Origin of the sequence: Selenomonas sp. oral taxon 478, assembly GCF_001189555.1 — a bacterium.
Classification (GTDB): Bacteria; Bacillota; Negativicutes; order Selenomonadales; family Selenomonadaceae; genus Centipeda; species Centipeda felix.
On sequence record NZ_CP012071.1, the window covers coordinates 716367 to 726698 of the forward strand.

The following is a 10332-nucleotide window of genomic DNA, read 5'->3' on the forward strand; positions in this document are numbered from 1 at the left end:
GTTGTCCTGCTTTTATGCAGGAACATACGTGGAGTTTGTATTTGGTGTTTCACAGACATCGAGATGTCGCTCATGGCGCCCGCTCCGTCACGCTAACGCATGCCCCTCTCCCGCTGCGGCGGGGGCTTAGCGCAGCGGGAGAAGCGCAAAAAAACTGCCGCACGAGGATGTCTCGTACGGCAGTTTATCTTCGTTGATGGAATTATTTGATCCGATACGCCGCGGCGTACATGACGGGGAGGACGAGGAGGGTCAGGACGGTGGCGACGATGAGGCCGCCCGCGATAGCGACGGCCATCGGCCCCCAGAAGATGCTGCGCATGAGCGGCAGCATGCCGAGGATGGCGGCGGCTGCCGTGAGCATGATGGGGCGGAATCGCAGAACGGCGGAGTCGATGATAGCGTCCATGGGCTTCTCGCCTGCCTCCTCATGTTTCTTGATCTGGTCGATGAGGATGACGGAGTTGCGGATGATCATGCCAAAGAGGGCGAGGACGCCGAGGTAGGCGACGAAGCCCATCGCGGAGTCCGTGAGGAGCATGGCAATGACGACGCCGATGAGGCCGAGCGGTGCGGTGAGGAGGGTGAGTGCCATCTTGCCCATGCTGCCGACTTGGAACATGAGCAGGGTCATGATGATGAAGATCATGGCGGGGACGGGTTTTACGAGGTAGTTCATGGAGTCGTCAGCGTCCGCGAGCGCGCCCGACGGGACGATGGTGGTGCCGGCGGGGAGGTTCTCGCGCAGTTCCTCGGTCGCATCGTAGATGCGCAGGGCGGCGTCGTTGCCCTCGCCCTGTGTGACGTCCGCCTCGACCATGATGGACGGGAGGAGGTTATGCCGCTTGATGAGCCCATCCTCCGCCTCGTAGGAGAGGCGCGCGATCTGGTCGAGCGGGATGCTCCCGCTGCGCGTGGGGATGGGGAGTGCACCGAGCTGTCCGAGGTCTGTGCGGTCTGCCTCGGTGAGCCGCAGGACGATGCCGAGGGTGCGGTCGCCCGTGTAGAACTCCGCTGCCTGTGCGCCTGAGATTTCGGTGTAGAGCATCTGCTTGACATCCTTGGCGCTGAGTCCGTAGCGTTTCAGCTTGTCCTTGTCGAGGTCGACGCGGATTCCCTTTGCCTTTTCGGTCCAGTCGAGATGGACGTTGTCGGTCGCAGGGTCGGCGGCCGCAATGGCGCTGACCTGCTCGGCGACGCGGCGCACCTCGTCGGTGGTCGGTGCCGAGACGCGCAGCATGACGGGGTAGTCCGCCGGCGGGCCGGTCTGGATGTACTGTGTCGCGACGCGCGCGCCCGTCAGCTCGTCGTCGGCGGCGTCACGGATGATGGCAGCGAGTGCCTCGCGCTCCTCCGTGCCCTTTGCTGTGATGACGAACTGGGCGCGGTTCTCCGCGTCCGCCTTCGGGTTGACGGTGAGGACGAAGCGCGGTGTAGACTGTCCGATGTAGGCGACGTAGTTCTCGATTTTGTCGCTGTTTTCGTCCAGTATGGCGGTGAGGCGATCCGCCTCTGCCTGTGTGGACGCGAGCGAGGAGCCCTGCTGGAGGGTGAGGCTGACGAGCAGTTCGGGGCGCAGCGAGGGCGGGAAAAAGGTCTGTTTGATGTGCGGGAAGGCGGCAAGGCTCACGAAGAAGACAAGGGCCGTGCTGACGAGGACGACGGCACGATGTGCGAGGAAGAAGGTGAGCACGCGCCGAAAGAACCGATAGAACGGCGTTGCGTACGGGTCGTGCTCCGCGTTCCCCTCGATGCGAATGAGATGGTAGCCGAAGAGCGGCGCGACCATGATGGAGACGATCCAGCTAAGGAGGAGTGCGATGCCGATGACGGGGAAGAGGGCGGCGCAGAACTCGCTCGCCATGCCCTTGGAGAAGGCGACGGGGATGAAGCCCGCGCAGGTGATGAGGGTGCCTGTGAGCATGGGTTTTGCCGTCTGGGTAAAGGCGTGGCAGGCGGCGTCAAAGCGGCTCTTGCCGCGCTCGAGCTGGACGCTCATCATCTCGACGGCGATGATGGCGTCGTCGACGAGCAGTCCGAGGGCGATGATGAGTGCGCCGAGGGAGACCTTGTGCAGGTCGATGCCGAGGGCGTACATGCAGACGAATGTGCCTGCGAGGACGAGTGGGATGCAGCACGCGACAACGAGCCCGGTGCGCAGTCCGAGCGAGAGGAAGCTGACGGCGAGGACGATGACGATGGCGAGGGCCAGTGTCTCGACAAAGTCGTGGATGGAGTGCTGTACGACGGCGGGCTGGTTCGATACCTCGTGCAGCTCCATGCCGAGCGGGAGGTCCTCTCGGAGCTGCGCGGTGAGTTTTTTGAGGTCCTCGCCGAGCGCGAGGATGTTGCCGCCGTCCTCCATGGAGACGGCGATGCCAACGGCGGGTGCGCCGTTATACTGCATTTTCGGATCGGCGGGGTCAATCGGGCGACGCGAGATGTCCGCAATGTCGCCGAGGCGGAATACGCGTCCGTCCGCCGCGATGGGGAGGGCGCGGATGTCATCGAGGCTGTCAAAGACGCCCGAGACGCGCAGGTTCACACTGCCATCCACGGTCTCAATCGAGCCACCCGGGAGGACGGTGTCCTGTGTGCGCAGGGCCTCCGTGATGGCCGTGGGCGGGATGCCGAGGGAGGCGAGGCGGTCGCGTGCGATCTCGACGTAGACACGCTCGCGCTGGACGCCGACCAGCTCGACTTTCTGTACGCTCGGGACGGAGAGGATGCGGCGGCGCACGTTCTCTGCGGCGGCGCGCAGCTCCTCGTCCGTGTAGTCCTCGCCCGTGACGGCGTAGATGGAGCCGTATACGTCGTCAAAGCGGTCGTTGTAGAATGGACCGATGACGCCGTCCGGCAGCTCACTCTTTACATCCTCGCCGAAGTTGCGCACGTCGCGCCACGTCGGGCGGATGAGCTTTGCGTCGACGTCGTCGCGCAGGTCGACGTAGATGATGGTCTGTCCTGCACGCGTCTCGCTCGTGATCTCCTTTAGTCCCGGGGTGTCTTGGAACCGCCGCTCGAGTTTGTCCGTGACCTGCTCCTGCATATCCTCTGCTGTCGCGCCGGGCCATACGGCGGTGATGACCATCTGGCGGATGATGAAGGAGGGATCCTCCATGCGTCCGAGGGACTCGTAGGCAAGGATGCCGCCGACGGCAAAGACGATGATGAAGTACCAGACGATGGAGCGGTGGCGCAGAGAGAGCTCGGTGAGGTTTCTCATTTCGTGCGCACCTTCTCTCCGTCATGGAGACGGTGGACACCCGCCGTCACGACGACGGCGTTCTGCGGGAGCCCTGTGACGACGACGTCCCGCTCGCGGAATGCGGTCACGGTGACAGAGTGAAGGTGTACGACGCCGTCCTCGACGACGTAGACCTGTGCCTCGTCACCCGTCTGATGGATGGCAGAGAGCGGGAGAACCGCGCCGCTCTCCGCCGGTGTGCCGAGGCGTACGCGTGCCGTCATGCCAAGCGGCAGGTCGGCGGGCGCGTCCGCGAGGGCAATGCGCACGGTGTACGTGCCGCCTGTTCGATCGGCAATGGGCGCGATCTCGCGCACGGTGCCCGTGAGTGCTGTCTGGTTCGCCCAGAGGGAGACGGCGGCGGGCATGCCGAGGGAGACCTCGGCGAGGCGACTCTCGGGGACGGCGATCTCGATCTCGCGCTCACCGTCCTGTGTGAGGGTCATGACGGTCTGCCCTGCGGCGACGACCTGCCCCTCCTCGGCGAGGATGCCCGAGATCACGCCGTCTGCACCCGCGATGAGGTTCGTATAGCCGAGCGCGTTGCTGCTCTGCGCGTTCTGCGCGAGTGCCTGACGGTACGCTGCCTCGGCGGCGTTCTCGTTCGTACGGTACTGGTCGAGCATGGCGGCGGAGACTGCCTGCGCGGCGTAGAGCTCCTCGTAGCGCGCGCGGTTGGCGCGGGCGAGGTCGAGCTGTGCGCGCGCCGAGGCGACGCCTGCGCTCGTCGCATTCACCTGCTGCTGCGCGTCGCGTGCGTTGATGACCATGAGCACGTCGCCCGCATGGACGTGCGCGCCCATGCTCACGTTGCGCGAGAGCACCTGCCCGCTGACCTGAAAGGCGAGCTTGGTCTCGTAGCGTGCGCGCACGGTGCCGCTGTAGTCCGCCGTCGTCGCGCCTGCTGCATCGACGGACATCGTGCGCACGACGGGGGGCGGCGGCTCCTTTGCTGTATCATTTCCGCAGCCCGCGAGCAGGCTGAGTGCCGCCGCAAGCACGAGTGCGGTATATTGTTTCTGCATAACGTTCTCCCTTTCGAATCCCATTCTGCTCAAATTTTACCATTGTAGAGGCATAGAGTAAAGAAAGAAATATGCGCAGAAAAAGAACTGCCGCGCGGGCTTTGCGCCCGTGAGGCAGTCCTATGCGTGCACGTCAACGACGCAGGAGAGCCGTGGGGGGGCGTTCCCCTTTTTGTCCTCCGCAGCAGTGTCGTCGTCGCTTTTTTTCTTCTTTTTTGACTCTTTATCCTCTGACATCTGTTTGATCGTCAGCATGAAACTCCGTCCGCGTGCTGTGCGGATGAGGTCGGAGGCGTTCGCGCAGGACTTCGTATGCAGGACACCGCACGCGATCGCGTCGGCGTCGTCCAGCGCGGCGAACACACCTCCGTCGGGGCGCGGCTTCTGCAAGGGGAACGGAATGCCGTCGTGCAGGAGGATCTGGTGAAAGAACAGATTGATCGCCTCGTCCGTCGAGAGCCCCAGTGCATGGCAGATCTCATCGACCTCCGCCCGGACGGCGGCGTCGACGCGAACCTGCATCAGCTCTGTCTCTGCCATGAACTCCCCCCCTTTTTCAGGAAGCATGGATCACCACTAATAATGTAAAATTGTAACATGATTTTAAGATATGTGCAAGATTGAAAGCGCTGTGCACCTGATAGTTACTTTCATATTCATTGCATTTTTTATCTCATTGCAGTATAATAGGACGCGTAAGGATTTCGATGGGGGCGCAGTCCGGAGGAACATGGAGCCGAATGGATCTGTGCGCGGGCCGTCTGCCCCATGGATACGACAAGGAGGAATCCACGATGAATCAGCAACAGCTCACCCGCATGGAGCACGATAAGGGCTTTATCGCCGCACTCGATCAGAGCGGCGGCTCGACGCCGAAGGCGCTGAAGGCATACGGCATCGACGAGAGTGCCTACCACGGCGACGAGGAGATGTTTACGCGCGTTCACGAGATGCGTACACGCATCATCAAGAGCCCCGCATTCGACAAGAGCAAGATCCTTGCCGCCATTCTCTTTGAGAACACGATGGACCGCAAGATCGACGGGCTCTACACGGCCGACTATCTCTGGGAGAAGAAGGGCATCATCCCCATCCTGAAGGTGGACAAGGGGCTCGCCGAGGAGGCGGACGGCGTTCAGCTCATGAAGCCCATCCCGGGGCTCGGCGCACTCCTCGACCGTGCAAATGAACGTCATATCTTTGGGACGAAGATGCGCTCCGTGATCAAGGAGGCAAATCCCGGCGGCATCCGCGCCATCATCGACCAGCAGTTTGCGTTCGGTGAGGACATCATCGCGAAGGGGCTCGTCCCCATCCTCGAGCCCGAGGTCGATATCCACTGCCCCGATAAGGCAATGGCAGAGGAGATCATGCTCGGCGTCATCAAGGAGCATCTCACCAAGCTCTCCGCTGGCGCAAAGCTCATGTTCAAGTTCACCATCCCGAGCGTCGACGATCTCTACGCCGAGATCATGAAGGATCCGCACGTTGTCCGCATCGTCGCGCTCAGCGGCGGCTACTCGCAGAGCGAGGCGAATGAGAAGCTCGCACGCAATCACGGCCTCATCGCCAGCTTCTCGCGTGCACTCGCGCAGGATCTGCGCGCGAGCCAGAGCGACGCGGAGTTCGACGCTGTACTGGAAAAGGCAGTCGACGGGATTTACGCTGCGTCGATTACCTGAGAGCGCACGATCTACGGCGAAACAAGCGGGACATACGGCATCCATGGGCTTTTCCGTCCAATGGATCCCGTGTGTCCTGTTTTTTTCATCGTATTTTCCCGTAAGCGATATTTTTTCCAACAAGTTATTAGAATATATGATATAATGATAGGAGTGTATTTCATGATCAGGCGTGCGGATGTCGCCGCACGCTCTCTAGGAGGGCTTTCCCCTTGTATCTTGAACAGATCCACAGCCCATCGGACATCAAGGGCTATACCCCCGCGCAGCGGTGTGCGCTCGCAGCGGAGATGCGCGCGGCGCTCATCACACGAGCCAGCAGTGTCGGCGGGCACATTGGGCCGAACCTCGGCGTGATCGAGGTGACCATCGCCCTGCACACGGTGTTTGACGCGCCGACGGACAAGATCATCTACGATGTGTCGCATCAGTGCTATCCGCACAAGATGCTGACGGGACGTGCCGCCGCCTACCTCGATCCCACGCACTACGGCGAGGTGTCGGGCTTTACGAATACGGAGGAGAGCCCGTACGACCACTTTAACATCGGGCACACCTCGACCTCGATCAGTCTCGCAACGGGGCTCGCGAAGGCACGTGATCTCGCGGGACGCAGCGAGAATGTCGTTGCCTTCATCGGCGACGGTGCGCTCTCAGGCGGCGAGGCGCTTGAGGGGCTGAACGTCGCGGGCGAGATGCGGTCGAACCTCATCATCATCCTCAACGACAACGACTGGTCGATCTCAGAGAATCACGGCGGCATGTACGAGATGCTCCGCCGTCTGCGCGAGACGAACGGCACAGCGGCGGACAATCTTTTCCGCGCGATGGGCCTCGACTACCGCTACATCGCGGATGGGAACGATACCGAGGCGCTGATCGCTGCGTTCGCTGCGGTAAAGGACAGCCAAAAGCCCGTCGTCATTCACATCCACACGCAGAAGGGCAAGGGGCTCTCCTTTGCCGAGGATGATCCCGAGGACTGGCATCGTCATGCGCCGTTCCACACGGAGAGCGGCGCGGTCAAACATCCGTCTGCGCCCGATCCGTGTCTTGCTGCAACGGTCGATTTTGTCCTGGCCGAGGCAAAGCGAAATCCGAACTTTGTCTATCTCTCGGCGGGCATCGTCGGCGGCATCGGGCTCACGCCCGCTGAGCGTGCGGAACTCGGTGCGCAGTACGTCGATGTGGGCATCGCCGAGGAGCACGCCGTCGCGATGGCGTCGGGGCTCGCACGCGGCGGGGCGCGCCCCGTCTTTGGCACATACAGCACGTTCTATCAGCGCACGTACGATCAGATGGCGCAGGACGTCTGCATCAACCGCAGCCCTGCGGTCTTTCTCGTGACGGGGGCGTCGCTCTATCGCTCGACCGATGTGACGCATCTCGGGTTCTATGACATCTCGATTTTCTCCCATGTTCCGAACCTTGTCTTTCTCGCACCGACGAGCATTGAGGAGCACCTCGCTGTCCTGCGCTGGGCCATCGCTCAGACGGAGCATCCCGTCATGATCCGCACGCCGCTCGGCGGCTATGCGGAGAGCCCCTATCCCGTCCGCGCGGACTACAGCGCGCTCCATCGCTCCATCGTCGTCACGGAGGGCGCGGAGGTCGCACTCATCGGCGTGGGGAACTTTGCCGCGCTCGCTGCGGCGGCGGCAGAGGAGCTCGCACGCGACGGCATCCATGTCACCGTCGTGAACCCGCTCTATCTCTCGGGGCTGGACGAGGCGCTCCTCACGCGTCTCAAGGAAAAGCACCGCCTCATCGTCACCGTCGAGGACGGTATCCTGGACGGCGGTTTTGGGGAAAAGATCGCGGCGTTCTACGGCGCGGACAGGGATGTCGAGGTGAAGAGCTACGGCCTGCCGAAGGCCTTCTTCAACCGCTACGACCCAGCCGCCCTCGCGCGTGCACATCATCTCACCGCCCCGCAGATCGCGGCGGACGTGCGCGTGAGGCTAAGATCTTGATTCTGCCGCTGTTTGGGTATAATAAGGGTACGCAGAAACGATGTGAGACCATCTGCACAGAAAAAGCCCCCGCAATTGCCGTTGCGGGGGTTCTCTTATTTGACACGAGGAAAGAGTTCAAGAAACCTCAGGCTGATTGCCGTTACTCTCCGTCCAGCCATTTGCAGACATAGTGGGTGACTATGCCCGCCATAACGGAAAGTAGAAACGATGAAAAAAATTCGCTTGCATTTTCCTTCCGCGCGGGTTATAATAGCCCCTGTCAGTCATGGGGACGTAGCTCAGCTGGGAGAGCACCAGGTTCGCAATCTGGGGGTCGAGAGTTCAATCCTCTTCGTCTCCACCATCTTTGATCACAAAAGGCATCCACGCGGATGCCTCATTTTTGTATAAGGAGTAAAAATATGTTCCGTCCGATGCGCCGCAAACGCCAAGAGCTCACAAAGGAAATGACCGAGGAAATCCTGCACCGCAATACAGCGGGCGTTCTCGCCCTCGCGGGTGATGAGGAGTTCCCGTACGCCGTCCCCATCAGCTACGTCTACGACGGCACGCACATCTACTTTCACACGGCGGTGACGGGACACAAGGTCGATGCCCTCCAGCAGAACCCGAACGTCTCCTTCGCCGTCATTGACCGCGACGAGATCATCCCCGAAAAATACACTACGGCATATCGCAGTGTCGTCGTATTCGGACGCATCCGCTTCATCGAGGACGACGCGGAAAAACGGGAGACCGCACGCACACTCGCCCTCAAGTATGCTCCGCACAACACGGAGGAGCAGCATACACGCGAAATCGACGGCGCATGGAAACGATTCCACATGCTCGAAATGACCATCGTCCATATCACAGGCAAGCAGGGCAAAGAACTCGTCGGAAAAGAATAACGAACAGCAAAAAGAGCAGCCGCATGACGACTGCTCTTTTTCTATGAAAAACTTTATCCCTCAACATTCAGCACGATGAGCTTTTCCTCCGTCAGCTCGCGGATGGCATAGGCGGGACCCTCGCGGCCGACGCCGCTGTCCTTGACGCCGCCGTAGGGCATGTTGTCCATGCGGAAGGTCGCGCCGTCACCGATGATGACGCCGCCGACCTCGAGGTTCTCGGCGCAGTAGTTCGCGACGGCGAGCGAGCGCGTAAAGACGCCCGCCTGCAGGCCATAGCGCGTGTCGTTCGCCATGCGTACGGCCTCCTCGATCGTGTCGTAGGGGATGATGCTGAACACGGGGGCAAACGTCTCCTCGGAGACGACCTTCATCGCCGGGGTGACATCGGTGAGCACGGTCGGCGCATAGAACGCACCGCGCCGTGTGCCGCCCGTGAGGATGCGCGCACCTGCCGCCTCTGCCTCGCGCACCCACGCCTCGATGCGCTCCGCCTCGCGCACAGAGATCATCGGGCCGATCTGCGTGTGTACGTCCATGAGGTCGCCGCTGCGGAAATCCTCCGCCGCCGTGACCGCCGCGCGGCAAAACTCCTCGCAGATGCTGCGTGCGACATAGACGCGCTGACAGGAGATACAGACCTGTCCCGCGTTCACAAACGCATGCCGCGCGCAGTGCTCCGCGACCCATGCCACGTCGTCAACATCCTCGTGGACGATGTTCGCCGAGTTCGAGCCAAGCTCGAGCGAGATGCGGCGGAATCCGACGGCCTCGTGGAGGGCCTTGCCGACGGGGACACTCCCCGTAAAGGAAAACATGCGGATGCGTTCGTCCGCCGTGAGGAGATCGCCGATTTTGCCGCCTGCGCCGTAGACGAGGTTGAGACAGCCGGCGGGCAGCCCCGCCTCGACGAATACGTCGCAGAGGAGCGACGCCGTGAGCGGCGTGGCGGAGGCGGGTTTGTAGACGACCGTGTTGCCCGCCGCGAGTGCCGGCCCGATCTTGTGTGCGGCGAGATTGACGGGGAAGTTAAACGGCGTGATGGCACAGACCACGCCGAGCGGGCGGCGGATGGTGAACGCCATCCGATTCCCGCAGCCGGGCGCCCCCGCGAGCGGCACCGTCTGCCCGCGCAGGCGCTTTGCCTCCTCGGCCGAGAGGATGAGCGTCTGATAGGAGCGGTCGATCTCGCCGCGTGCGTCGCGGATGGGCTTGCCCGCCTCTGCCGAGAGCGCCTCGGCGAACGCCTCGCGCCGCTCGCGCATGAGATTTGCCGCACGCATGATGATCTCGTAGCGTTCGTACGGGCTAAGCTCCACCGTGTGGAAGGCGCGCTCCGCCGCGTCCACCGCCGCGCGCACCTCCTTTTCCCCCGCCGTACAGATCTCCGCAATCACCTCGCCGGTCGCCTTGTGATAGACGGGGAGCGTCCCCGCCCCCGTAACACGCGCGCCGTCAATGAGCATCTCGATCGTTTTCATCACTGCATCCTCCTTGTCGTCTTATCTTTCT

The 10332-nt window shown here is 62.1% G+C and carries 7 protein-coding genes and 1 tRNA gene; 4 read left to right on the plus strand and 4 right to left on the minus strand.

Annotated elements, in window-relative coordinates; all coding sequences use genetic code 11:
- Window positions 1–202 precede the first annotated feature (202 nt).
- The 3 genes from ADJ74_RS03420 to ADJ74_RS03430 all read right to left on the minus strand — a co-directional run bounded on the left by ADJ74_RS03420 (window position 203) and on the right by ADJ74_RS03430 (window position 4812).
- The gene (locus ADJ74_RS03420; protein ID WP_050341889.1) at window positions 203–3226 is read right to left on the minus strand and encodes an efflux RND transporter permease subunit; all 3024 of its coding nucleotides are present in this window, start codon (window positions 3224–3226) and stop codon (window positions 203–205) included.
- Window positions 3223–4272 carry an efflux RND transporter periplasmic adaptor subunit gene (locus ADJ74_RS03425; protein WP_172664502.1) on the minus strand — a complete coding sequence of 350 codons (1050 nt, stop codon included), beginning with the start codon at window positions 4270–4272 and terminating at the stop codon, window positions 3223–3225. The genes ADJ74_RS03420 and ADJ74_RS03425 overlap by 4 nt, the downstream gene beginning before the upstream one ends.
- A gap of 120 nt (window positions 4273–4392) precedes the next feature.
- Window positions 4393–4812, minus strand: a complete 420-nt coding sequence (locus tag ADJ74_RS03430) for a type II toxin-antitoxin system RelB/DinJ family antitoxin (protein WP_050341892.1) — start codon at window positions 4810–4812, stop codon at window positions 4393–4395.
- Window positions 4813–5066: 254 nt separating this feature from the next.
- Between ADJ74_RS03430 and ADJ74_RS03435 the strand changes: the two genes are divergently transcribed.
- The 4 genes from ADJ74_RS03435 to ADJ74_RS03450 all read left to right on the plus strand — a co-directional run bounded on the left by ADJ74_RS03435 (window position 5067) and on the right by ADJ74_RS03450 (window position 8820).
- Window positions 5067–5954, plus strand: a complete 888-nt coding sequence (locus tag ADJ74_RS03435) for a fructose bisphosphate aldolase (protein WP_050341894.1) — start codon at window positions 5067–5069, stop codon at window positions 5952–5954.
- 212 nt (window positions 5955–6166) lie between these two features.
- On the plus strand, window positions 6167–7927 hold the full coding sequence (locus tag ADJ74_RS03440) for a 1-deoxy-D-xylulose-5-phosphate synthase (protein WP_050341896.1): 1761 nt from the start codon (window positions 6167–6169) through the stop codon (window positions 7925–7927).
- Between the two features lie 270 nt (window positions 7928–8197).
- Window positions 8198–8273, plus strand: a tRNA-Ala gene (locus ADJ74_RS03445).
- A gap of 28 nt (window positions 8274–8301) precedes the next feature.
- On the plus strand, window positions 8302–8820 hold the full coding sequence (locus ADJ74_RS03450) for a pyridoxamine 5'-phosphate oxidase family protein (protein WP_371257531.1): 519 nt from the start codon (window positions 8302–8304) through the stop codon (window positions 8818–8820).
- Between the two features lie 53 nt (window positions 8821–8873).
- Here the strand turns inward: ADJ74_RS03450 and ADJ74_RS03455 are convergent, their stop codons facing one another.
- Entirely contained in the window at window positions 8874–10301 is a 1428-nt protein-coding gene (locus ADJ74_RS03455; protein ID WP_050341900.1) for an aldehyde dehydrogenase family protein, read from the minus strand.
- Window positions 10302–10332 lie beyond the last annotated feature (31 nt).

Coding starts and splice junctions, on each gene's coding strand:
- ADJ74_RS03420 (WP_050341889.1), bottom strand. CDS start 3,226: ATGAGAAACCTCACCGAGCTCTCTCTGCGCCACCGCTCCATCGTCTGG.
- ADJ74_RS03425 (WP_172664502.1), bottom strand. CDS start 4,272: ATGCAGAAACAATATACCGCACTCGTGCTTGCGGCGGCACTCAGCCTG.
- ADJ74_RS03430 (WP_050341892.1), bottom strand. CDS start 4,812: ATGGCAGAGACAGAGCTGATGCAGGTTCGCGTCGACGCCGCCGTCCGG.
- ADJ74_RS03435 (WP_050341894.1), top strand. CDS start 5,067: ATGAATCAGCAACAGCTCACCCGCATGGAGCACGATAAGGGCTTTATC.
- ADJ74_RS03450 (WP_371257531.1), top strand. CDS start 8,302: ATGCCTCATTTTTGTATAAGGAGTAAAAATATGTTCCGTCCGATGCGC.
- ADJ74_RS03455 (WP_050341900.1), bottom strand. CDS start 10,301: ATGAAAACGATCGAGATGCTCATTGACGGCGCGCGTGTTACGGGGGCG.